The sequence below is a fragment of the Paracoccus maritimus genome (genome assembly GCF_025195095.1).
Lineage (GTDB): Bacteria > Pseudomonadota > Alphaproteobacteria > Rhodobacterales > Rhodobacteraceae > Paracoccus > Paracoccus maritimus.
This window is the reverse complement of the sequence record NZ_JANAVZ010000001.1, coordinates 301,200-323,522: the sequence shown is the minus strand read 5'-3', so window position 1 is coordinate 323,522 and position 22,323 is coordinate 301,200. Positions and strand designations below refer to the sequence as shown.

The 22,323-nt window shown below is 65.7% G+C and carries 20 protein-coding genes; 7 read left to right on the top strand and 13 right to left on the bottom strand.

From position 1 onward, the window contains the following. Nucleotides 1-32: 32 nt before the first annotated feature. Complete coding sequence (gene queG / locus MU516_RS01500) at nucleotides 33-1,079, top strand: tRNA epoxyqueuosine(34) reductase QueG (protein ID WP_260275731.1); 1,047 nt, start codon at nucleotides 33-35, stop codon at nucleotides 1,077-1,079. Here the strand turns inward: queG and MU516_RS01495 are convergent. Next, nucleotides 1,076-4,618 carry a calcium-binding protein gene (locus MU516_RS01495; RefSeq protein WP_260275435.1) on the bottom strand — a complete coding sequence of 1,181 codons (3,543 nt, stop codon included), beginning with the start codon at nucleotides 4,616-4,618 and terminating at the stop codon, nucleotides 1,076-1,078. The genes queG and MU516_RS01495 overlap by 4 nt on opposite strands. Nucleotides 4,619-4,720: 102 nt before the next feature. Then, nucleotides 4,721-5,500: a uroporphyrinogen-III C-methyltransferase gene (gene cobA, locus MU516_RS01490; RefSeq protein WP_260275434.1), complete on the bottom strand. Its 780-nt coding sequence runs from the start codon at nucleotides 5,498-5,500 to the stop codon at nucleotides 4,721-4,723. 158 nt (nucleotides 5,501-5,658) lie between these two features. On the opposite strand from cobA, the gene MU516_RS01485 reads away from it, so the two are divergent. The 3 genes from MU516_RS01485 to MU516_RS01475 are packed head-to-tail and all read left to right on the top strand — an operon-like array spanning nucleotide 5,659 to nucleotide 8,106. Continuing rightward, complete coding sequence (locus MU516_RS01485) at nucleotides 5,659-7,038, top strand: cryptochrome/photolyase family protein (RefSeq protein ID WP_260275433.1); 1,380 nt, start codon at nucleotides 5,659-5,661, stop codon at nucleotides 7,036-7,038. Between the two features lie 4 nt (nucleotides 7,039-7,042). Next, nucleotides 7,043-7,441, top strand: a complete 399-nt coding sequence (locus MU516_RS01480; RefSeq protein ID WP_209054686.1) for a DUF2177 family protein — start codon at nucleotides 7,043-7,045, stop codon at nucleotides 7,439-7,441. Next, entirely contained in the window at nucleotides 7,441-8,106 is a 666-nt protein-coding gene (locus MU516_RS01475; protein WP_311319087.1) for an SDR family NAD(P)-dependent oxidoreductase, read from the top strand. Before MU516_RS01480 ends, MU516_RS01475 begins: the two co-directional genes overlap by 1 nt. A gap of 7 nt (nucleotides 8,107-8,113) precedes the next feature. On the opposite strand, the gene MU516_RS01470 is transcribed toward MU516_RS01475, so the two are convergent. The 6 genes from MU516_RS01470 to MU516_RS01445 form a co-directional block, all read right to left on the bottom strand. Next, a complete protein-coding gene (locus MU516_RS01470) occupies nucleotides 8,114-8,665 on the bottom strand; it encodes a glutathione peroxidase (protein WP_260275432.1) in 552 nt (183 codons plus the stop codon). A gap of 14 nt (nucleotides 8,666-8,679) precedes the next feature. Continuing rightward, nucleotides 8,680-9,387: a TspO/MBR family protein gene (locus MU516_RS01465; protein WP_260275431.1), complete on the bottom strand. Its 708-nt coding sequence runs from the start codon at nucleotides 9,385-9,387 to the stop codon at nucleotides 8,680-8,682. Beyond that, nucleotides 9,384-10,127 carry an SDR family NAD(P)-dependent oxidoreductase gene (locus MU516_RS01460; protein ID WP_260275430.1) on the bottom strand — a complete coding sequence of 248 codons (744 nt, stop codon included), beginning with the start codon at nucleotides 10,125-10,127 and terminating at the stop codon, nucleotides 9,384-9,386. The genes MU516_RS01465 and MU516_RS01460 overlap by 4 nt, the downstream gene beginning before the upstream one ends. 62 nt (nucleotides 10,128-10,189) lie before the next feature. Then, nucleotides 10,190-11,347: an SAM-dependent methyltransferase gene (locus MU516_RS01455; protein ID WP_260275429.1), complete on the bottom strand. Its 1,158-nt coding sequence runs from the start codon at nucleotides 11,345-11,347 to the stop codon at nucleotides 10,190-10,192. 4 nt (nucleotides 11,348-11,351) lie between these two features. Then, a complete protein-coding gene (locus MU516_RS01450; RefSeq protein ID WP_209054691.1) occupies nucleotides 11,352-12,146 on the bottom strand; it encodes a DUF1365 domain-containing protein in 795 nt (264 codons plus the stop codon). Then, nucleotides 12,143-13,456: an NAD(P)/FAD-dependent oxidoreductase gene (locus MU516_RS01445; RefSeq protein WP_260275428.1), complete on the bottom strand. Its 1,314-nt coding sequence runs from the start codon at nucleotides 13,454-13,456 to the stop codon at nucleotides 12,143-12,145. The genes MU516_RS01450 and MU516_RS01445 overlap by 4 nt, the downstream gene beginning before the upstream one ends. A 233-nt stretch (nucleotides 13,457-13,689) precedes the next feature. Here MU516_RS01445 and MU516_RS01440 point away from each other — a divergent pair, with 233 nt between their 5' ends. Continuing rightward, nucleotides 13,690-14,718, top strand: coding sequence for a substrate-binding domain-containing protein (locus MU516_RS01440; RefSeq protein ID WP_260275427.1), 1,029 nt, complete (start codon nucleotides 13,690-13,692; stop codon nucleotides 14,716-14,718). A gap of 3 nt (nucleotides 14,719-14,721) precedes the next feature. On the opposite strand, the gene mobA is transcribed toward MU516_RS01440, so the two are convergent. From mobA to MU516_RS01415, 5 genes are read right to left on the bottom strand one after another with little or no spacing between them, the layout of a single operon-like run. Continuing rightward, nucleotides 14,722-15,324 carry a molybdenum cofactor guanylyltransferase MobA gene (gene mobA, locus MU516_RS01435; RefSeq protein ID WP_260275426.1) on the bottom strand — a complete coding sequence of 201 codons (603 nt, stop codon included), beginning with the start codon at nucleotides 15,322-15,324 and terminating at the stop codon, nucleotides 14,722-14,724. An 18-nt stretch (nucleotides 15,325-15,342) separates the two neighbouring features. After that, complete coding sequence (gene rnr, locus MU516_RS01430) at nucleotides 15,343-17,604, bottom strand: ribonuclease R (RefSeq protein ID WP_260275425.1); 2,262 nt, start codon at nucleotides 17,602-17,604, stop codon at nucleotides 15,343-15,345. Nucleotides 17,605-17,648: 44 nt separating this feature from the next. Beyond that, the gene (locus MU516_RS01425; RefSeq protein WP_260275424.1) at nucleotides 17,649-18,065 is read right to left on the bottom strand and encodes a GNAT family N-acetyltransferase; all 417 of its coding nucleotides are present in this window, start codon (nucleotides 18,063-18,065) and stop codon (nucleotides 17,649-17,651) included. 7 nt (nucleotides 18,066-18,072) lie between these two features. Continuing rightward, nucleotides 18,073-19,209, bottom strand: a complete 1,137-nt coding sequence (gene dapE / locus MU516_RS01420; protein ID WP_260275423.1) for a succinyl-diaminopimelate desuccinylase — start codon at nucleotides 19,207-19,209, stop codon at nucleotides 18,073-18,075. A 1-nt stretch (nucleotide 19,210) separates the two neighbouring features. Continuing rightward, nucleotides 19,211-19,975 (bottom strand): sulfite exporter TauE/SafE family protein, encoded by a 765-nt coding sequence (locus MU516_RS01415; protein ID WP_260275422.1) that lies wholly within the window; start codon nucleotides 19,973-19,975, stop codon nucleotides 19,211-19,213. Between the two features lie 180 nt (nucleotides 19,976-20,155). Between MU516_RS01415 and MU516_RS01410 the strand changes: the two genes are divergently transcribed. Together MU516_RS01410 and MU516_RS01405 are read left to right on the top strand one after the other, a co-directional pair. Then, complete coding sequence (locus tag MU516_RS01410; RefSeq protein ID WP_425606789.1) at nucleotides 20,156-21,763, top strand: acyl-CoA dehydrogenase family protein; 1,608 nt, start codon at nucleotides 20,156-20,158, stop codon at nucleotides 21,761-21,763. Nucleotides 21,764-21,840: 77 nt separating this feature from the next. Next, nucleotides 21,841-22,314 carry an META domain-containing protein gene (locus MU516_RS01405; protein WP_260275421.1) on the top strand — a complete coding sequence of 158 codons (474 nt, stop codon included), beginning with the start codon at nucleotides 21,841-21,843 and terminating at the stop codon, nucleotides 22,312-22,314. The last annotated feature ends 9 nt before the right edge of the window (nucleotides 22,315-22,323 follow it).

Sequence of the window (22,323 nt, the reverse complement as noted above, 5' to 3'; positions counted from 1 at the left end):
CCCCATCGCCTGACGGCGATCCCCACCTGGGTATTTCGGCAAACGAGAAGCTGAAAGGCGCGCTGACCGCCGAGGCCGAGGCGATCGGATTCGCCAAGATGCGCATTGCCCGCCCCGACGCCGTGCCCGAGATCGCCGGGCGGCTGCAATCGTTCCTGCGCGCCGGACGGCATGGGCAGATGGGCTGGATGGCCGAACGCAGCCATTGGCGCGGCGATCCCTCGGCGCTGTGGCCCGAAGCCCGCGCGGTGATCATGCTGGCCGATCTTTACACCCCCGACCACGATCCGATGGCGGTGCTGGAGGCGCGCGACCGGGCCGCGATCAGCGTCTATGCCCAGGGGCGCGATTATCACGACCTGGTCAAGAAGCGGCTGAAGCGGCTGGGGCGCTGGTTGCTGGAACAGGTGCGGGGTCATGAAATCAAGGTCTTCGTGGACACCGCCCCGGTCATGGAAAAGCCACTGGCACAGGCCGCCGGGCTGGGCTGGCAGGGCAAGCATACCAACCTGCTGGCCCGCGACCTGGGAAGCTGGTTCTTTCTGGGGGCGATCTTCACGACGCTGGACCTGCCCGAGGACGCGCCCGAGGGCGAGCATTGCGGCAGTTGTCGGGCCTGTCTGGACATCTGTCCGACCGACGCTTTTCCCGCCCCGTTCCAGCTGGATGCGCGGCGCTGCATCTCCTATCTGACGATCGAACACAAGGGCCCGGTCGATCCGGAACTGCGGCCGCTTATGGGCAACCGGATCTATGGCTGCGACGACTGTCTGGCGGTCTGCCCGTGGAACAAGTTCGCGCGCGAAGGTGCCGAGATGCGCTATCGCGGCCTTGTCGGCGCCCCGCCGCTGGCCGAACTGGCCGCGTTGGACGATGCGGGGTTCCGTACGCGATTCTCGGGCAGTCCGATCAAGCGCATCGGCCGCGACCGGCTGGTGCGCAACGTGCTGTACGCGATCGGCAATTCCGGCGCGCCCAGTCTGAGACCGGTCGCCCAGGCCCTGACCGAAGACGCAGACGGCGCGGTGGCCGACGCGGCCAGATGGGCGGCGATGCGACTGGACGGCACGCGCGGCTAAAGCAGGAAGTCGTCGCCATCCAGGGTCAGGTGCCCGTCAAGCCGGATCTGCATGTCGGCGCGCCCATCCCCATCGATATCCACGATGACCCGGGTTTCATCACCGCGATGAAACCAGCGCAGTTGATGGTCATCCGAAAAGCCCCGGTTGCCCCGATACCGCAGGTCCAGCGCGCTGAGATCCAGCCTATCCTGTCCGGGCGTGAAATCCAGAATTAGGTCAGAGTCCCGGCCCGTCCCGCTGTCCCTGAGGGAATCGTAGCGAAAGACGTCGGCACCGGCATTACCTATCAGCCGGTCGGCCCCGGAACCACCGATGAGCGTGTCGTTGCCTGCATCTCCGCGTAGCTGGTCGTCGCCGTCCCCGCCCGAGATCAGATCGTCACCGTTTCCGCCGATCAGGATATCATCGTCGCTGCCGCCGTCCAGCGTGTCACCGCCATCGCCGCCGACCAGCGTATCCTCATCCCACCCGCCGCGCAGCAGATCATCGCCCGTGCCTCCGATCAGATAGTCGTGGCCAGCGCCGCCGCTGAGGGAATCCCGACCCCAGCCTCCGTCCAGGCGATCGTTGCCATCATCGCCCCACAACCGGTCATCATCCCCACCGCCATGGATCTGGTCATCGCCATCGCCGCCATACAGGCTGTCGCGCCCGGCATCGCCGTAAAGCCTGTCCTGCCCGCCATCCCCGCGCAAGAGATCGTTGCCCAGATTTCCATACAGCAGATCGTTGCCGCTGCCGCCGTAGATGGCATCGTTGTCCATCTCTCCGTGGATGGTGTCGTGGCCCCGGTCGCCCTTCAGCGTGTCGCGTCCCCAGCCGCCGTAAAGCAGGTCGTTCCCGGCCTGCCCGAAAAGCCGGTCCCAGCCGCGGCCCGAGATCAGCGTGTCGTTTCCGGTCCCGCCGATCAGCCGGTTGTGGCCCAGCATCGAGGTGATCCGATCATCACCAGCACCGCCATCCATGAGGTCATTGCCGGAATCGCCTTCCAGCATGTCGTTCCCGTTCCCGCCCGACAGCGTGTCATAGCCATTGCCACCCCACAGGGAGTCGTCGCCGTCGCCGCCCGAAAGCCTGTCGTTGTCGGACTGCCCCAGCAGCCTGTCATTGCCCGCATCGCCGTTGATCGTGTCCCGGCCCCAGCCGCCCTCCAACAGGTCATGACCATCGCCGCCATGCATCACGTCATAGCCGCTGCCCGCAACCAGCGTATCGTTTCCCGCGCCGCCGATCAGCCGGTTATGTCCCGAAGAATCAACCAACCGGTCGTTGCCGTCGCCACCATCCAGCGTGTCGTTACCGCCCTCGCCATCCAGTGTGTCATTTCCGGCATCGCCCCAGATGCGGTCGTTTCCGTTTCCACCCGCGATCCGGTCTGCGCCTTCTCCGCCATGGAGGTCGTCGTTTCCGACCTGCCCCCAAAGCGCATCATTGCCCGCATCGCCGTACAGAGTGTCGTTGCCCCAGCCGCCATACAACGCGTCCCAGCCACCGCCCCCATACATCAGATCATAGCCGCCGCCCGCGTTCAGCGTGTCGTCGCCATCGCCCGCGACGAAGCGGTTGTGGCCCGCCAGATCCGTCAACTGGTCGTCACCGGCATCGCCGACCAGCGTGTCGTCGCCATCGCCACCATCGATGCAGTCGTTGCCGTCGCCGCCATAGAGGCTGTCCTGACCGGCGCCGCCGGTCAGCGTGTCGGCGCCCATCCCGCCATAGGCAAGATCGTTGCCTGAATCCCCGGCCAGATGATCGTCACCCGCGTCGCCGAACAGCGTGTCCCGGCCCGCGGCACCGATGATCCGGTCGTCGCCGTCACCACCGCGCAGCACGTCGTCGCCGCCTTGTCCAAGAACGGTGTCGGCACCCGCGCCGGCAGAAACAGTGTCATTTCCCGCGCCGGCATCGATATAGTCACCGCCCTGGCCGCCCGTCATCTGGTCGGCATCTGCGGTGCCGAACAGCCATCTGCCGATATCCGACGGCGCCTCATCGGGCGTGATATCCACCGGGTCGCGTTCAGGCAGCCAGTAATGCGCGATGGGAAACATCGCGTTGCTGAAATCCGCAGCCTCCAGCGGCGTGCGGTCGCGGCTGCGGACATCCAGGATCGAATTGCCATAGGTGATGCGGATGCCCCAGTCATAGGACTGGAAGCCAAGCTGCCAGGTGCTTCGGATCATCCCCAGCATCGATAGGTCCAGCCGGTCGGCACCAAGTTCGAAATCATGCACGATCACCCGCCCGTCGAAGCGGGTGACAACGAAAGTATCGGCGCCCTCGCCGCCGACAAGCATGATATCCTTGCTGGCCGTCACCAGAATGTCGTCGCCCGCCCCGCCTTCCAGCCGGGTGGTGCCGGCCTGCGCCACCAGCATGTCGTCGCCGGCGCCGCCCGACACCGTTCCCTGCCCCGCAAACGCGGTCTGGCCAACGTCACCGGGATCCAGAACCAGTTGCGTCACCCCCGTTTCGGACTGGCTGGCGACGAACAATGCGATCTTGCCGTCGATCACCTGCGCGGCGATGGCGCTGACATCGGACAGCGTCATGCCATTGCTGTCGGCAATGGATTGCAGGAACAGTAGCCGGCCGTCAGGCAGCAGCGTGAAGACGCTGACCCCGTCGTCGGCCCCCGCCGCGATGACGTAGCCGCGCCCATCGACGACAACGGTCGCCAGCCCGGTGATATTCTGAAAGCGGGTCGTCAGTTCGTCGATGATGTAATCGGTCGCGGTCAGGCTGCCATCCGCGCCAAGCCGAAAGACCGACAGCGAGGACGAGGACGACGCCCCGACGACCAGGTAGGTCTTGCCGGCGAACTGCAGCGTACCGACATGGGCGGGAATGTCGTATCCCATTCCCTGTGCCGCGACATGCATCGCCCCCGCGCCCAGCACGCCGTCCTCGCCGATCCGGTGGGTCGAGATGAAATTCCCGCCCGACGAAATCGCTACCAGCAGCCGCTGGTTGCCGACCGTCACGTCCAGAATCTGGTCAAGTCCGGCGCCGGGGATCGCATCGCTGGCGGGCAGTTGCAGGGTCGAGCGGGTCTGCAGGCTGCCATCGGGCAGCACGCGCTGAACCTTCAGAGTCAGGTCGCCCGCATGTCCCGAATAGATGAAATCCCCCGCCGCACTGGAAAAATGCCCCAGCGCCGTGACCCGGTCGCCAAGCTGCCCGGACGGAAACAGCCCGTCAAAGCCCGACAGGTTGCCAACCCCGTCCACCGGAATTCCCAGATCGGCCGCCCCGCCAAGCTGGCCAAGATGCAGGAAACTGCCGTCCGGCAGGTCGAGAATCGCCAGTTCCGGATCGCCCTGATATGTGAAACCCTGCGGGAACCCCAACCCCTGAACCAGATGCAGCCCGGTTTCGGCGCCACCGATCGCGAAGCTGGCCACGCCACCGCCGACATGGGTGGTGCTGAACAGCATCCACTGTCCCCCGATGCGGGCGACCGCCAGATCGGTGACATTCGAAAGCCAACTTGTTTCCGTGGTCCCGTAGGTGACCACGAGGCGATGGGATAGCATGTCCTGTCCGCGCACAAAGTCCCAGACCCGTCCGAATCTAGGGGTGAGCGCTTAACAAGCCATGCATGCGGGTGTCGGTAACAGGCCGATTTAGCCGACATTTTAGGTGTCTTCTTCGGAACCTTCCCCAGCGCCGCGGAAGGCCAGCGGGCCATACAGGATCAGGCCGGGCTGGCTGACCTCGGCGTTCTCCATCATTCTGGCCAGCGCCTCGACGGTGGTCCGCACCAGTCGCTGATGGGGGTGTCCCACGGCTTCGGCGAACAGCGCCGGGGTGGTTCCCGGCAGCCCGTGGTCGCGCAACCCGCGGGCCAGTTTCGGAAAGCTGCGCTGGCCCATGAACACGACGGTCGTCACGGAGGGATCGGCGATGGCGGCCCAGTTGATGTCCTCGGGCAGCTGGCCGGTCACGTCGGCGCCGGTCACGAACTGCACGCGCCGCGCGGTCAGGCGGCGTGTCAGCGGCAGTCCCGCCGCCGCCGCCGCCGCGCTGGCCGAGGTGACGCCCGGCACGATCTCGAACGGGATCGCGGCATCGGTCAGGGCGATCAGTTCCTCTTCCAGCCGCCCGAAGATGCCCGCGTCGCCGGATTTCAGCCGCACCACCCGGCGTCCGGCCTGCGCGTGGCTGACCAGCAGCGCGTTGACGTGATCCTGCCGCGCCGAGGGCCGACCGGCGCGCTTGCCGACCGCGATCAGTTCGGCATCCGGTCCCGCATGGTCCAGCACCGGCCCCGACGCCAGATCGTCGAACAGAACCACCTCTGCCTCGGCCAGACGGCGCGCGGCCTTCAGCGTCAACAGCTCGGGGTCGCCCGGTCCCGCCGAGACAAGCGATACGAAGCCGGGGGATCTTGCAGGGTCGGGCACTGGATCGGGCACGGGGGCAATGGCTTTCGCTGCGGCAACCTGACGTCTGCTATACCACCCCGCCCGGTTCTGACAATGCTGCGGCGATGCGCGGGCTGTCGGAAAACCCGCGCTGCAAAGGAAACTTTCTGCCGCGTCATGCGTGTGTCTGTGACAGGTGCAAGGAGAAGATGATGGTGGCGATATGCTGGTTCCGCCGTGTGTTGCGGCTGGACGACCACCCCGCCTTGGTGGCGGCGGCAAGTTCGGGCCCGGTGATACCGCTGGTCATCCTGGACCCAGCCGAAGCCGAGGCGCATCCCGCCAGCGCTCAGCGTCAGGCCCTGTCGCTGCCCCGTCTGCAGACCGCGCTGCACCGTCACAACAGCCGACTGATCGTGCGTCGCGGCGACACCGCCGAGGTCTTGGAACATGTTGCAAGGCAGACCGGCGCGGACGCGGTTCACACCACCGAAGGCTTTCCGTTTGCCAGCGACCACGGGCTGAAGGCGGCCGCCGAACGCGGCGGCGCGACGCTGCATCTGCATCCGCTGGCCGATCTGGTGCCGCGCGGATCGGTCAGGACCCAAGAGGGCGGGATCTACAAGGTGTTCACGCCGTTCTGGCGGGCCGTGCGCGCCGTCGATATCGACCGGCCGCTGGATCCGCCCACGCTGCATCTGCCCCAGAGTTGGCCCGACAGCGATGAAACCGACTGGCCCGAGGCGCGGTCTGCGATGAGCCGGGGATGGGATGTCGTGGCCGGGCACATCGATGCAGGTGAAGACGCGGCCCGCGACCGGCTGGATACGTTCCTGGAAGGTCCTGTCGCGGATTACGGCACGCATCGCGACCAGCCGTGGCGAACGTCGGGCACATCCGGTCTGTCGGATGCGCTGGCGGTGGGCGAGATCAGCGCCCGCAGGATCTGGCATGTCGGTCTGGCCGCGCGCGAGAACGGGCGACAGGGTGTCGAGGATTTCCTGCGCGAGGTGGCATGGCGCGAATTCGCGCGCGAGCTGTTCCACGAAAGCCCCGACATGGACCACACCTGCTGGCGCAAGGAGTGGAACGATTTTCCATGGAAGCAGGACAACAACGAAGCCGAGGACTGGCGGCGGGCGCGGACCGGCGTGCCCATGGTCGATGCCGGCCTGCGCGAATTGTTCGTGACCGGCCGGATGCACAACCGTGTGCGGATGGTCGTCGGCAGCTATCTGACCAAGCACCTGCTGACCGACTGGCGTGTGGGGCTTGACTGGTTCGCGCGGACGCTGACCGACTGGGACGCGGCGTCGAATGCGATGAACTGGCAGTGGGTGGCTGGCTGCGGCCCCGACGCATCGCCATATTTCCGGGTCTTCAACCCCGACACGCAGGCGCAAAAATTCGACGCAAAGGCACGCTATCGCGACCACTGGCTGAAGCCCGGCGCGCCGGGCGCGTCGTCATTCGCGAAAGCCGCGCCCCGATCCTGGAACATCGACCTGCAGCGCATGGCCGTTCCCGCGATCTCGTTGTCGCAGGGGCGCGCGCGGGCGCTGACGGCCTATGAGGATTTCAAGGAGTGAACCCATGAAGATCGCCGTTCTCTACATCTCGACGCTGGTCATCTTTCTTGCCGTGGACGTGGTGGGCATCAGGACCATCATCCGCCCGATCTTCGAACGCCATATTGGCGATCTGCTGGCCGATCCGTTCCGGCTTGGCCCGGCAGCGGCGTTCTATGCCTTCTATATCGTCGGCGTCCTGTATTTCGTATCGGTCCCGGCGCTGCGCGATGGCGCGCCGGTGCAGGCCGCGCTGGCAGGCGCCCTGCTGGGGCTGATGTGCTATGGCACCTATGAATTCACCAGCCTGGCGATCATGCGCGACTGGTCGTGGCAGCAGGTCATCGCGGACACCGCCTGGGGCGGGTTCCTGACCGGGTTCTCGGCCTGGGCGGGGGTGATGGTCGCGCGGATGGTCGGCTGATGCGGGCGCTGATCCTGGGCGCGTCCGGCGGGATCGGCGCGGCCATCGCGGCGCGTCTGCGGGATGGCGGGGCAGATGTCACCGGCCTGTCGCGCAGCAGCGACGGTCTGGATCTGACCGATGCGGCGACGCTGAACGATCACGCCGCGCGGTTGGACGGACAGCGATTCGACCTGATCTTCAACGCCACCGGCGCGCTGATGATCGACGGCAGTCGGCCCGAGAAAAGCTTCGATGCCGCCGATGCCGATGCGATGGCGCGGCAATTCGCGCTGAACGCGACCGGGGTGGCACTGGCGATCCGGTATTTCGGGCCGTTGCTGGCGGGCGACCGGCGCGCGGTCTTTGCGTCGCTGTCGGCACGCGTGGGGTCGATCGGGGACAACCGGCTTGGCGGCTGGTTCGGCTATCGCGCCGCCAAGGCCGCGCAGAACCAGATCATCCGCTGCGCCGCGATCGAATGGAAGCGCCGCAACCGGCACAGCATCTTCGTCGCACTGCATCCGGGCACGGTCGAAACGCCGTTGACCGCGCGATATGCCGACCGCTATCCGACGATCACGCCGGACCGCAGCGCCGAGGCGCTGTTATCCGTGATCGACGGACTGTCGCCCGAGGACAGCGGCGGTTTCCGCGACTGGAAAGGCCAGAAGGTCGAATGGTAGGGTCGCCTCAGGCCGAGAGATAGGGCGCGAGTGCGTCGTGGATCTGCGGCCCGTCTGGCTTGGTGAACGATCCCCATGTGCCCAGGATGCGGCCCTGCGGGTCAAGCAGCACCTTTGAGAAATTCCACTTCGGCACGAAGCCGGTCTGCTGCCTGACCCATTGATAGAAGGGGTGCACCTCGCCCTCGGCGACATGGAGGATATCCGTCATCGGCAGGGTGATGCCGTATTCCAGCGTGCAGTATTCCTTGACCTTCTTGCCATCATCCAACTCCTGATTGAAGTCGTTCGAGGGCACCGCGACCACGATCAGGCCCTGCGCAGCGTATTTTTCGTGCATGGCCTGCATGTCGCGCAATTGTCCGGCAAAGCCGCACAACGAGGCGGTGTTGACCACCAGCACCGGCTTGCCCTGCCAATCGGCGCTGTCCAGCAGCCCGCCATCGATCGACGGAAAGGTGAAGCGCGGCATCGGCTCTGCCGAGGCGCGGCGGGTGGCCATGCCGGTCACGGCTGCGGATACGGCGGTTGCAAGGGTCAGAAACAGGCGGCGATGCATGGCTGGGGCCTTTCTCAGCTGCGAGTCGCGAACAGGATAGCACGGCCTGCCAGCAGCGCCGATGCCAATGCCGCGAGCAGCACGACCACGAGATTTACAGGAGAGATGTTGGCGACGATCACCCCGATCAGCGCCCAGATGACCCCGATGGGATAGGCCCATTCACGGGGCCTGGTCGCCTGCACGACAAGGGCGATGGCGGTGACGCCCAACAGGCACAGCACCGCCGATATTTGTGCGGACAAAATCCCATAGCCAGCCAGCACGATCCCCAGCGACGCACCCGAAGCTGCGGTCAGCCAGCCCGCATACAGCGCCACGGGCCTGATCTGCCAGACCGCATCCCGATCTCCAGCCCGCAGAAACGCGGCCAGCGCGAAGCCAAGCATCAGAAAGATCATCACCGTCGCCCAGATCGGCGACCGCGACGCAACCCCAAGCCAGAAGAAACCGATCACAAGGCTCGCCAGCAAGGGCGGCCGCATCGCAGCCCAATCGTCGTCATCGGCGCGGCGCCAGACACCATATCCCGCGCCCGCGATCAGCCACGCATAGATCACCCCCCAGATCGAAAAGGCGTAGCCGGCCGGCTGGATCGGCGGATCGTCCTGCGGGACCGGAAAGATGCCGGGCGGATAGCCGGCGAAATTCTGGAAGATCGCCGGCGAGACGGCAAAGGCCAGCGCGGCTAACAGAACGGCAATGGCAAGCGGCGTCCTCATGCAGAATCCTCTCGGCTAAGACGGCGTGTCAGGGGCAGCGACAACCAGTAGGGCAGCGCGCGGATCAGTTTCAGGCTGCGGGTCAGGCGATGCGGGAAATGGACCTCGAACCCGCCGCGCGCCAGTCCCGTGCGGATCGCGGTGGCGGCCTTGTCGGGACGCATCAGCGCCGGCATCTTGAAATCGTTCTTCTCGGTCAGGCGCGTTTCAACGAAGCCCGGGCATATCAGGCGGATATCCAGATCCGACCGTTCCGCACGCAGGCTTTCCGCCAGATTGATGACGCCCGCCTTGCTGGCGGAATAGATCTGTCCCTGCGGCAGGCCGACATAGCCCGCGACCGACCCGCACAGCGCCAGCTGACCGCCGCGCCGCAACAAGGGCGGGCCAACCTGCGCGACATGGAAGCTGCCGGTCAGGTTGACGGTCACGATCCGGGCGGCCATGTCGGGGTCAAGATCGGATATGCGCCCCGGATCGTACAGCGCCGCCAGATGCACGATCCGGTCCAGATTGCCGCCTGCGGCGATGGCAGAGGCCGCGGCATCCAGACTGGCGCGGTCGGCTACGTCCAGGGGCCGGATCTCGGCCCCGCCGATCTCGTCGGCAAGCGCCTGCAAGGCGTCCTGGCGCCGGGCGGATAACACCAGACGGGCACCCTCGGCGGCGTATTGACGCGCCAACTCACGGCCGATGCCGTCACTGGCGCCGATGATCCAGATGCGGGAAGGTTTCGACATGCTGATCCTTTCAAGCACGTGCCCAGCAAACATCAACGTTCACCGGGCCGCACCGTTCCCCGTCAGGCATGGGCAAGACGGTATTGCAGCACGTCGGTGCGCCCCACCTCGAACGAGGCGGCGCAGGCGGCAAGGTAGAACCGCCAGACGCGGATGAATCCTTCGTCAAAACCCAGTTCGCGGATCTGTGGCAGGGCATCATCGAAGCGGGTCAGCCATTCGCGCAGGGTCCGCGCATAATCCCGGCCGAAACCGAACGCGTCCTGCACCGCAAGCCCGGCCCGGCGCGCCTCTTCTTCGAAACGCGCGGGCGAGGGCAGCATGCCGCCGGGAAAGATGAAACTGCGGATCATGTCGCCGCTTTTGCGATAGCGCAGGAAATATCGGTCAGCGACGGTGATGACCTGGATCATCGCGCGCCCGCGGTCGGACAGCACCTGTCCCAGCTTGCCGAAATAGGCGGGCCAATAGCGTTCGCCCACCGCCTCGAACATCTCGATCGAGACGACGTGATCGAAGCGTCCGTCCTCGTCACGATAATCCTGCAAGGCGATCTGCGCGCCCGACCCCAACCGCGCGCGGGCATAATCGGCCTGCTCGGACGACAGGGTCAGCCCCTTCGGGGCGAAATCGCCGCGCGCCAGCGCACGTTCGGCAAAACCGCCCCAACCGCAGCCGATTTCCAGCAGCCGCCCCGACGCCCCGTCCAGATTGTCGATGATCCGGTCATATTTTCGCTGCTGTGCAGCAGTCAGGTCATCACCCGGCCCATACAGCGCCGAGGAATAGGTCATGCTGGGGTCCAGCCACAGCCGATAGAACTGGTTGCCCAGGTCGTAATGGGCCTGGATGTTCCGCCGCGACCCCGCGCGGGTGTTGCGGTTGAGGAAATAGACCGCGCGCGCCGCCATCGCGTTCAGTCTGCGGCCGTAGATATAGGCGTCCAGAACATCCTCGTTCATCAGCGCCATGTGCAACAGCGCCTCGAGATCGGGAATATCGCACCATCCGTCGCGATAGGCCTCTGTCAGGCCGATATCGCCCTTGGCAGCCAACGCCGCCACCACCCGCCAGTCATGGATGATCAGCGTCGCGTCAGGCCCCGGGCGCAGCCCGCCGAAATGATGGGTGTGGCCCTCGGGTGTCTGGACGGTCAGCGTGCCGAACTCGATCGCTTCGGCGGTCTTCAGGAATTCGCGGGCAAATCTGCGCTCGAACATCGCCTCATTCCCCTGTTTCGCGCTGCCGGTCGGCATGCGAGACGCGGCCAGGCAGTTGCGACGGTTTGCGCAGGTATCGTATCCCGCGCCGAAACAGCAGCGCGGCCTGCAAGTGGATCAATGCAATCACTTTCTGCGACTGGAACGGATGACGCAAGGCCGCGTTGCGCGCCGATTTCCGCGTCAGCGGAAGGGCCGGCCCCACCATCGACGTGCCGAGGCCGCGGCGCCCATCTGCCGACTGCCAGTCAACCCACGCGCCGAACCGGTCCGGCCCGGGATCGAAGCGGAACAGATAGCGGCCCGAGCGAGGCAGGAACGGCGAGACGTGGAACAGTTTCTCGCCCTGAAGCCGGTCGGTGCGGGTGATCGGGCCAAGATCGGGCCGGTGGCACAGATAGCGGTGGCATTCCCCGAACGTGTTCGACACCTCGGCCAGAACCGCACGCAGATCGCCCGCATCGTCCCGGCACAGCCAGAAGCTGACCGGGTTGAACCCGTAACCCGAACTGCGCGGCAGCGTGACCAGCGTCACGTCGTGCGCATCCGCCAATCCGGCGGGGGCAAGCAGACCGGCGATGAAATCCGACAGGGACGTGCCATCGCGATGGCCGTAATCGCGGCGTCTCAGCGACCACAGCCCCGGCCTGTCCACCGGCAGCGCCGCCCGGCCCGCATCGATCGCCGCGACCGGCACCGCCAGATAGGTCGCGCGATACCGGAACTCGCGGGCCACGTCGCCGCGCCGCCCGTGCCATATCCGCGTCGGGATCAGCGCCCCGTTCCACAGATCGGTCATGCTGCTGCAGCCTCCTCGGCCCAGGGGTCCTGCCCCAGCGGCCAATCTATTCCCATCGTCTGCGCGACCCGAAGCGCCGACAGCAACCCGTCCTCGTGAAAGCCGTGTCGTGTCCATGCGCCGGCATGATACACCCCGCCACGCCCCTGAATCGAGGGCAGGCGCGACTGCGCACGCACCGCGCCCTCGTCGAAGACGGGGTGGTGCATCATGGCGTGGTCGTGGATGTGGTCGGGTTCGAATTCCGGATTCAGCGTGACGATCAGGGGCCGGGGCGTATCCAGATTCTGCAGCCGGTTCATCCAGTAGGACAGGCTGATCGGTGCCGTCGGATCGGGACGGGGCGCGCGGGTGATATAGTTCCACGCCGCCCATGCGGCCTTGCGGCGTGGCATCAGGCGGGGATCGGAATGCAACACCATGTGATTGGGCTGGGTGCGGAACCGGGACAGGATCTCGCGTTCGTCGGAATCCGGGTGATCCAGCAGCGACAGGGTCTGCGGCGCGTGGGTGGCGAACACGACGCGATCGAACCGTTCGGGCCCGCGCTTGGTGACCACGGTCACGCCCTGATCGTCGCGCGTGACGCGCAACACCGGCGTGTCCAGCCGGACCTGCCCCCGAAGTCGGGCCAGGATCGCCTGGACATAGGCCTGCGACCCGCCGGAGATGGTCCGCCATTTCGGCTGTCCGCGCACCGACAGCAGCCCGTGATTGTCGAAGAACTGCACGAAGCTGGCCGCCGGAAATTCCAGCATGCCATGCGGCGGCGTGGACCAGATCGCCCCCGAGATCGGCAACAGGAACCTGTCACGAAACTCGGTGCCAAGGCGCAGCTCGTCCAGCATCGCGCCGATACAGGCACCGCTGGACCGATATTCCATCGCCCGACGGAAGAAACGCAGGATGTCGCGCAGCATCAGCAGATGGCGGGGATCCATCGCCCTGCGGCGCTGCGCGAACAGGGCGGCCGTGTTGCCGGTGCCGTATTCATAACGCCCGGTGCCGAAGCTGGCCGAAAAGCTCATATCCGAAGGCTCGGTCGCGACACCAAGGTGATCCAGCAGCGGCATGAACAGCGGATAGGTGCGCCGGTTGCAGACGATGAAGCCGGTATCGACCGCAGTTCCCAACGCGCGGGCGGTGCGCGCGTGTCCACCTGGGCGCGGCTCGGCCTCGAAGACGGTCACATGGTGATGCGGGTCAAGAAGCCAGGCGGCCCCCAGCCCGGAAATGCCACTGCCGATCACGGCGATGCGCCGGGGCGCGACCGGCGGTTTCAAGGAACCTGTCTTGGCGTGAAGGATCACGGCGAAATCTCCTGCTGTCGTGACCATCCACGGATGAGGTCGGGAAAAGGATGCATTGAAACGATCTGGTTCATCAAAGAAAGCGAAATACATCGACACAAGCCGCGAAAGACGCGTCGGGTTGCCGGTGATCCACGGTCCTGTCGCGAATACTTGCGCGGAACCGCGCGGCGGGGCAGTCTTTGCGGCCTGAGGCGGGGCGGTCCGCGCGTCGCCCGGAGACGGGACAAGGCATGAACCTCAAGCAATTCGCGGAACTGGTGGGGGTGTCCCAGACCACCGTCAGCCGGGCACTGAACGGACATCCCGAGGTCAGCGCCCGCACGCGCGCCCGCGTGGCCGAGGCCGCGCGGCGGCACGGCTATGCGCCGAACGCGCATGCCCGGTTTCTGGCCAAGGGTCGGGCCGCGGCGCTTGGCTGCGTGCTGCCGATGTCGGGCCGCAACGAGATCGTGAACCCGATCTATACCGATTTCCTGGCCGGTCTGGGCGAGGAATGCGCCCATCGCAAGTTCGAGATCAATCTTTGCGCCGTGCAGGACCACGAACAGGAAACCGCGTATCGGCAGCTGAAATCCAAGGGTCTTGTCGGCGGTGTCGTGGTGCAGTTCCCCCGCCATGACGATCCGCGCCCGGCGCTGCTGGAGAAGATCGGTCTGCCCTTTGTCGTCCATGGCCGGGTCAGCCGCCATGACGCGCCCTATTCCTGGGTCGATGTGAACAACCAGCGCGCCTTTCACCGCGCGACCGCGTTTCTGCTGCAGCTGGGACATCGGCGCATCGCATTGCTGAACGGCGACGATTCGCTGGATTTCGCCACCCGCCGCCGCGACGGGTGGTTGCAGGCCCTGACCGAGGCGGGCGTATCGCCGCAGCCCGAACTGGCCCTGTCGGACGAGATGACGACCGCTTACGGCTATCGGACGACGCTGCGCCTGCTGGCCCAGCCCGAGCCGCCGACGGCGCTGCTGTGTTCGTCTACCGTCATCGCGCATGGCGTCAAGCAGGCCCTGGAAGAAGCCGGGCTGCGCCTGGGCGCGGACATGTCTGTGCTGTGTTTCGACGATGATCTGTCCTATCTGCGCAATCCGGGGGCGGTTCCGATCTTCACCGCGATGCGATCCCCGGTCCGCGAGGCCGGACGCCGGATCGCCGCGATGCTGATCGACAAGATCGAGACGGGCGATCCCACGCCGCGTCAGGAATTGATGGAGGCCGACCTGGTGGTGGGCCGATCGACCGCGCCGCCCTGGGCGGGTTAGCCGTCACGTCGCGCCGATCAGCCGGGCGCGAGCCAGGTCTTCGGGCGTGTTGACGTTGAAGAACGGATCGTCGGACCAGACGGCAAGACCGGGCGAATATGCCGCCGCAAAGCTGCGCACGCGTCGCTGACCGGCGTGTAGCGTGGCGCGAAGATCGTCGCGCAGGGCGACCGGCCAAAGGCCGAAGGTCGGATGTTCGCGCAGCCGGCCCGTCGCATCGCGGCTGGCGGCCAGCGCAAGGCCCCCCGGTCCCGCGTTGCGTGCCAGCATCTTGGTCAGATCGGCAGGAAAGAAGGGCGTATCCGCCGCCACGCTGACAACCGACTTGGCCCCCTGCGCGGCGGCCCAGTCCATCCCGGCCAGAATCCCGGCAAGCGGACCGGGATGATCCGGCAGGGAATCGGCGATGACCGGCAGGCCGAAGGCCGAAAACCGCGCCACATCGCCATTCGCGTTCAGCGCCATCACGCCGCATTGCGGCTGCAGCCGCCCGATCACACGGTCCAGAAGCGTCAGGTCGCCAAGCCGCAGCAATGGCTTGTCGCCGCCGCCCATGCGGGTCGCCCGGCCTCCGGCAAGGATGATGGCGGGCGGCAGATCGGTCATTCGGACGGGCCCCACCACCTATCGCTTGCGCTTGCGTTTCGCGGCACGCTTGACCTCGGCCAGGCGGGACTTGGTGGACATGCGGCGCGGTGCGCGGCCGCGCTTGCCCTTGGACTGACCCTGCGGCAGCGGATCGCCGTCAAGTTCCAACAGCTCCAGCGTCAGTCCGCCGGTGACCGGCACTGCCTCGGTCAGGCGCACGGTGACGCGCTGGCCGATGCCGATTGCGAGGCCGGTATCGGCACCGATAAGCGTCTGTGCGTCGGGGTCGAAATGAAAATATTCGCGGCCCAGATCACGGATCGGCAGCAGCCCGTCGGCGCCGGTTTCGTCCAGCTTGACGAATGCCCCGAAGCGCTGGATCCCACTGATCCGGCCCGACATTTCCGCGCCGACACGGTCGGCCAGATAGGCGGCCAGATAACGGTCGGTCGTGTCACGTTCGGCCGCCATGCTGCGGCGTTCGGTTTCGCTGATATGAGTCGCTGTCTCGGCCAGCCTGTCCATGTCGTTTTCGGACAGCCCATCGGCCTTTCCGTCGCGCCCGCCGCCCCAGCCATGCGCGGTGATCAGCGCCCTGTGCACGATCAGGTCCGAATAGCGCCGGATCGGCGAGGTGAAATGGGCATAGCTTTTCAGCGCCAGACCGAAATGGCCATAATTCTCGGGATGGTAATAGGCCTGCGTCATCGACCGCAGGGTGCTGATATTGATCAGCTCGTCGAAATCCGTGCCCTCGGACTGCGCCAGAAGCCGGTTCAGATGGCTGGTATGCAGCACCTGCCCCTTGGCCAACGTGAAACCCGATGCCTGCGCCACTTCGCGCAGCGCGTCGATCTTGTCCAGGCTGGGTTCCTCGTGAACCCGGAACAACAGCGGGCGCTGACGGCGGGTCAGTTCCTCGGCGGCAGCCACATTGGCCAGAACCATGAATTCCTCGATCAGCTTGTGGGCATCGAGGCGTTCACGGAAATTCACCGATTTCACGCGTCCGTCCTGGGTCAGTTCGATCCGCCGTTCGGGCAGGTCCAGATCCAGCGGCTGACGCCGCGCGCGCGCATCCCTGAGCAGGCCGTAAGCGTGCCACAGCGGCTTGATGACGCTGTCCATCAGCGGCGCGGTCTGTGCATCCGGATTGCCGTCGGCGGCCGCCTGCGCCTGTTCATAGGCAAGGCTGGCGCGGCTGTTCATCATGCCGCGATGAAAGTTGTGGCTGACCTTGTTGCCCTGCGCATCCAGCCGCATCCGCACCGAGATCACCGGTCGATCCACCTGTTCATGCAGCGAACACAGATCCGCCGACAATGCCTCGGGCAGCATCGGAACCACGCGGTCGGGGAAATAGGTCGAATTGCCGCGCGTCCACGCCTCGCGATCCAGCGCGCTGCCGGGGCGGACATAATGCGCCACGTCGGCGATGGCGACCCAGATCGTGGCGCCGCCGTCCTCTTCGGTCTGCGCACCGACGGCATCGTCGTGATCGCGCGCGTCCGACGGGTCGATGGTGACCAGCGGCAGATCCCGCAGATCCTCGCGGCCCTTCATGGTCGCGGGCTTCTGCGATTCGGCTTCTTCGATCACGCGGGCGGGAAATTCGTCGGGGATGCCGTGCTGATGAATGGCGATCAGGCTGACCGCCTTGGGGGCGGAGGGATCGCCCAGACGCTCGACGATGCGCGCCAGCGGCAGGCCCAAACGTCCCTTGGGTCCGGCCTGTTCGGCCTGCACCAGTTCGCCCGGCTGCGCGCCAAGCGTGGCGTCGGGGCGAACCCGCCATTCCTTGTCCTGCCCCTTGTCGATCGGCACGATGCGGCCGCCCTCGGTCTCCTTGCGGAAGATGCCGACGATGCGGTTCGGCGTCGCTGTGATGCGGCGCATCAGCCGCGCCTGATACTGATGATCCTCGCCATGCACCTCGACCAGACGGGCCAGGAAACGCTCGCCCCGTCCCAGCGCCGGATCGGTCTGGCGCGGCGTATACAGGATCTTCGGCATCGGCCCTTCGCCGCGCCAATCCAGCGGACGCGCGAACAGATCGCCCGACCCATCGGGGGCCAGCAATTCCAGCACGGTCACCGGCGGCAGCTTCTCGGCGTCCATGTAGTGGCGGCGCCGGCGTTCCAGTTGGCCCTCGGCCTCCAGCTCTTTCAAAAGCCGCTTCAGCTCGATCCGCTGCGCGCCCTTGATCCCGAACGCCTTGGCGATGTCGCGCTTGGAATTGGCGTCGGGATGATCGGCGACCCAATCCATGATCTGCTGCTTGCTGGGAATCTGGGTCATGGAACTTGCCTAACAGAGATCGCTGCGAAGCGCAGCAGGGGGCATCACAATTCGCGGATCATGTCGCGATGCGGGATTCCCGCGTCGTCGTATATGGGGCCGTCGACCACGAATCCCAGACCTTCATAGAAGCCGATCGCATGGGTCTGCGCACCCAGCTTCACGATCGTCAGACCGGGACGCGCGCGCAGCACATCGATGCCGGCGCGGATCAACTGCCTGCCCAGCCCGGTGCCGCGGGCCGCGGGCAGCACGCAGACCCGGCCAATCTTGCCCACCTCACCCTGGGTCAGAATCCGGGCGGTTCCGACCGGCGCGCCGTCCTGAAATGCCAGCAGATGGATCGCCTGCGCGTCCAGATCGTCCCATTCGTCCTCTTCGCGGATCCCCTGTTCGTCGATGAAAACCGCGCGGCGCAGGGCGCGGCAGGTGTCGATATCCTCGGTCGTCTCGATCCTCATCCGGGCCTCATACGAAATATCTTTCCAGGATGCGTTGATAGATGTCCTTCAACTGCCCGACCTGCGCGACGGGCACGCGTTCATCGACCTGATGCATGAAGCGCCCGACAAGCCCGAATTCAACGACCGGGCAGTGATCCTTGACGAAGCGCGCATCCGATGTCCCGCCCGAGGTGGACAGTTCGGGCCGCCGCCCGGTCTGCCCGGCGACGACGTCGCGCACCAGATCGACGAAGGGACCGGGCTGGGTCAGGAATGCCTCGCCCGAGATATCGGCCTGAACTGTCAGCGCGACGCCGGTTTGGTCGCTGATATCGCAGGCACGCCGGGTCAGATCGGCGGTCAGCGAATCCCCGCTATGCAGGTCGTTGAAGCGGATGTTCACGACAGCCGTCGCGGTTTCGGGAATGACATTCGATGCCGGGTTGCCACAGTCGATCGAGGTAATCTGCAAACCCGAGGGATCGAAATGGTCCGTTCCATCGTCCAGCGGCGCAGCGATCAGATCGTTCAGATAAAGGGTCAACGCATGCAGCGGGTTTTTGGCGCGGTGCGGATAGGCGGCATGACCCTGCACCCCCCTGGCCTTTATCCGGAACGTCGCCGAACCGCGGCGCCCGATCTTCATCATTTCGCCCATCTCGCTGGGGTTCGACGGCTCGCCCACGATGCAGACATCCATCCGCTCGTCCTGTTCGGTCATCCAGTCGAGGATCGCGATGGTACCATCTTTCGACGGCCCTTCCTCGTCGCCGGTGATGGTCAGGATCACGGCGCCGTCGGGCGGTGTCTGTGTGACGAAGTCGATGGCCGCGGCGACGAAGGCCGCGACGCCGGATTTCATGTCGGTCGCGCCACGCCCCCAGATCGTGCCGTCCTCGACATGGCCGGAAAAGGGCGGGTGCGTCCACGATCCCAGATCGCCGGGCGGCACCACGTCGGTATGGCCGTTGAAGCCTATGCTGCGCGCGCCCTTCGCGCCCCAGCGCGCGAACAGGTTGGCGGTGTCGCCCCGGTCGACGCGATGCACCTCGAACCCGGCTGCGCGCAGCATGTCTTCCAGAAGGACCAGCGCTCCACCCTCTTCGGGCGTCACGGACGGGCATCGGATCAGGCGGGCGGTCAGGTCTGCGGCGTCGGTCATGTCATATCCAGAAATCGAGAGCTCGGCGCACAAGGTTCAGCCCGGTCAGCACCAGCAGTATCAGCGTCCAGCGCCGAAACTGCACCACATCCAGCCGGTCCTGCAAGGCAAAGCCCGCCAGCATCCCGGCAACGGCCGGCACGCACAGGATCGCCGACAGGGGCACCGTCTGCGCATTCAACACGCCCGAGGCCAGATGCGCGGCCATCAGCACCACGGCACCCAGCAGGAACACCACGCCCTGAACGCGCACCTGTTCGCGCTTGTCCACACCCAGAGACAGCAGCAGCACGATCAGCGGCGGCCCCCAGATGCCCGAGATCCCTCCGTAAAGACCACCGATGATGCCGGTTCCGATCTCGACCCGCCGACGATGATCGATCGGCAGCGCCAGCGACCGGCCCGACAGTTGCCACAGCGCGAAACACACGATCGGCACACCCAACATCGCATACATGACACCTTGCGGGATCGCCCGAGCAAACCCGGCCGAAATCGAGATGAAGATCAGCACCATCGCGATATGCCAGCGGAAATTCATCGCCGACCCATATGCCGCACCGGCCCCCTGACGGAACGCCTGTTGCACGTTGGTCAGCAGCGTCGGCAGGATCAGCGCCGCCAACGCGGTCGTCGCGGGCAGGATCGACCCGAAGGCCGACAGCATGATCATCGGCATGGCGAACCCGACCGCGCCTTTCACGAAGCCCGCGAAAAGCGTGATCAGAACCACCGCCCAGAACTGCCAGATCTCAAGCCCGAACATGCGCGCACGCTATGCCGCGCGGTCGGGAAAGGAAATGCCGCTTCTTCGTTGCCCGAATACCCATCATACGGCGAAATCATCGCGACATTTTCAGTCCATATAGCACACATTCACGCATTATAGTTGCGCTGCGACTGCGAAAGCACTAGCAATGCTGCATTGCCGCAAGAGGACGAATCGATGAAAGACATGCCGCACCAGACCAGCACCGTCCTGTCCGAGATCGAGGATCTGCAAACCCGCGCCACCGACGGCCTGCGCGCCATGATCGCCCCCGAGGGCAGGATCGACCCGGCCGCGCTGGAGATGCATCAGCATGCCGCGCATGCGCTGTCCTGGCTGGCGACATATGTGGAATCGTTGAAGCAACTGGCGGCATGGTCGGGCCGCGTGTCGGGCGAGCTGGAGGATCTGATCGTCCGGATCGGCTTTGGCGAATATCTGACCCAGATCGCCGGCGGCATAGTGATGAGCCAGAACGAATTCGCCCGGCTTTCCGATCTGGGCGTGGACTGGTCCCCGTCGGACGCAGCGCAAGAGATGATGGCCGCGAACACACCTGCGGCGCGGGCGCGGCTGGCCGCGCTGATCGCCGAGAACCGCGGCAGCGCGACCTTCGGCGCGACAGGGCTGGACGAGGATCTGGAAATGATCCGCGACCAGTTCCGTCGTTGGGCCGACGACAAGGTTGTGCCGCACGCCCATGAATGGCATCTGAAGGACCAGTTGATCCCGATGGAAATCATCGAGGAACTGGCCGAACTTGGCGTTTTCGGCCTGACCATCCCCGAGGAACTGGGCGGGCTTGGCATGTCCAAGGCCGCGATGGTGGTCGTCAGCGAGGAATTGTCGCGCGGCTATATCGGCGTCGGCAGCCTTGGCACCCGCAGCGAGATTGCGGCCGAGCTGATCATCGGCGGCGGCACCGATGCACAAAAGGAACACTGGCTGCCGAAACTGGCGAGCGGGGAAATCCTGCCCACCGCGGTTTTCACCGAGCCCAATACCGGCAGCGATCTGGGCAGCCTGCGGACCCGCGCCATCAAGGACGGCGAAACCTGGAAGATCACCGGCAACAAGACCTGGATCACCCATGCCGCGCGGACCCATGTGATGACGCTGCTGGCGCGAACCGATCCCGATACGACCGACTATCGGGGGCTGTCGATGTTCATCGCCGAGAAGACGCCCGGCACGGATGACGACCCGTTCCCGACGCCCGGCATGTCCGGCGGCGAGATCGAGGTGCTGGGCTATCGCGGCATGAAGGAATACGAACTTGGCTTCGACGGCTTCGAGGTGAAGGGCGAGAATCTTCTGGGCGGTGTCACCGGCCAGGGCTTCAAGCAGCTGATGCAGACCTTCGAATCGGCCCGCATCCAGACCGCAGCCCGCGCCATCGGCGTGGCGCAGAACGCGCTGGAGCTGGGCCTGCAATACGCGCTGGACCGCAAGCAGTTCGGCAAAGCTTTGATCGAATTCCCGCGCGTCGCAGACAAGCTGGCGATGATGGCCGTGGAAATCATGATCGCCCGGCAACTGACCTATTTCAGCGCCTGGGAAAAGGATCACGGCCATCGCTGCGATCTGGAAGCCGGCATGGCCAAGCTGCTTGGCGCGCGTGTGGCCTGGGCCTGCGCCGACAACGCGCTGCAGATCCACGGCGGCAACGGTTTCGCGCTGGAATACCAGATCAGCCGGGTTCTGTGCGATGCCCGCATCCTGAACATCTTCGAGGGCGCGGCGGAGATTCAGGCTCAGGTCATCGCGCGACGGCTGTTGGGCTAGGATCGTTTGGGCTAGAGTGCTGGAACCGCGACGATTTTATCGCGTTCATAAGTGATTCGCGCCCGAAGGAGACCGCCATGCCCCGCCTGAACCGCCCTCGTCTTGCCCTGACTGCGGCTTTCGCCACATTGGCGCTGGCCGCATGCGAGCCGACATCTCCCGCAGCCGTCGCCGGGGGCGAGGATCGCGGCTTCATCCCGGGCGGTAACTATGTGCTGGTCGGCATGGACGGTCAGACCGTGCCGCTGCGCAATGTCAGCCTGCTTGTCGAAGAAAAGCGCCTGTCGGGCAACGCCCCCTGCAACAGCTATTCGGCACAGAACAATGCCGAACTGCCGGCAGTGTCGCTGTCGCCGATCGTCTCGACCAAGGCCACCTGCAAGGACCAGCAGATCGAGAGCCGGTTCCTGTCGGTCCTGCAGCAGGCCACCGGGATGGAATATTACGGCGGCGTTCTGAAGGTGAAATCGCCGCAGACCTGGCTGATCTTCGAACATGGCGTCAAGGCCAGCGGCGCCGACGCGCTGGAGCGTGCGCGCGCCAGCCAGTGATGGCTTGCG

What these genes read in the sequence shown, in the direction of transcription:
- MU516_RS01495 (WP_260275435.1), bottom strand. Translation starts at nt 4,618, where the DNA reads ATGCTATCCCATCGCCTCGTGGTCACCTACGGGACCACGGAAACAAGT.
- MU516_RS01485 (WP_260275433.1), top strand. Translation starts at nt 5,659, where the DNA reads ATGATGGTGGCGATATGCTGGTTCCGCCGTGTGTTGCGGCTGGACGAC.
- MU516_RS01480 (WP_209054686.1), top strand. Translation starts at nt 7,043, where the DNA reads ATGAAGATCGCCGTTCTCTACATCTCGACGCTGGTCATCTTTCTTGCC.
- MU516_RS01475 (WP_311319087.1), top strand. Translation starts at nt 7,441, where the DNA reads ATGCGGGCGCTGATCCTGGGCGCGTCCGGCGGGATCGGCGCGGCCATC.
- MU516_RS01470 (WP_260275432.1), bottom strand. Translation starts at nt 8,665, where the DNA reads ATGCATCGCCGCCTGTTTCTGACCCTTGCAACCGCCGTATCCGCAGCC.
- MU516_RS01465 (WP_260275431.1), bottom strand. Translation starts at nt 9,387, where the DNA reads ATGAGGACGCCGCTTGCCATTGCCGTTCTGTTAGCCGCGCTGGCCTTT.
- MU516_RS01460 (WP_260275430.1), bottom strand. Translation starts at nt 10,127, where the DNA reads ATGTCGAAACCTTCCCGCATCTGGATCATCGGCGCCAGTGACGGCATC.
- MU516_RS01455 (WP_260275429.1), bottom strand. Translation starts at nt 11,347, where the DNA reads ATGTTCGAGCGCAGATTTGCCCGCGAATTCCTGAAGACCGCCGAAGCG.
- MU516_RS01450 (WP_209054691.1), bottom strand. Translation starts at nt 12,146, where the DNA reads ATGACCGATCTGTGGAACGGGGCGCTGATCCCGACGCGGATATGGCAC.
- MU516_RS01440 (WP_260275427.1), top strand. Translation starts at nt 13,690, where the DNA reads ATGAACCTCAAGCAATTCGCGGAACTGGTGGGGGTGTCCCAGACCACC.
- mobA (WP_260275426.1), bottom strand. Translation starts at nt 15,324, where the DNA reads ATGACCGATCTGCCGCCCGCCATCATCCTTGCCGGAGGCCGGGCGACC.
- rnr (WP_260275425.1), bottom strand. Translation starts at nt 17,604, where the DNA reads ATGACCCAGATTCCCAGCAAGCAGCAGATCATGGATTGGGTCGCCGAT.
- MU516_RS01425 (WP_260275424.1), bottom strand. Translation starts at nt 18,065, where the DNA reads ATGAGGATCGAGACGACCGAGGATATCGACACCTGCCGCGCCCTGCGC.
- dapE (WP_260275423.1), bottom strand. Translation starts at nt 19,209, where the DNA reads ATGACCGACGCCGCAGACCTGACCGCCCGCCTGATCCGATGCCCGTCC.
- MU516_RS01415 (WP_260275422.1), bottom strand. Translation starts at nt 19,975, where the DNA reads ATGTTCGGGCTTGAGATCTGGCAGTTCTGGGCGGTGGTTCTGATCACG.
- MU516_RS01410 (WP_425606789.1), top strand. Translation starts at nt 20,156, where the DNA reads ATGAAAGACATGCCGCACCAGACCAGCACCGTCCTGTCCGAGATCGAG.
- MU516_RS01405 (WP_260275421.1), top strand. Translation starts at nt 21,841, where the DNA reads ATGCCCCGCCTGAACCGCCCTCGTCTTGCCCTGACTGCGGCTTTCGCC.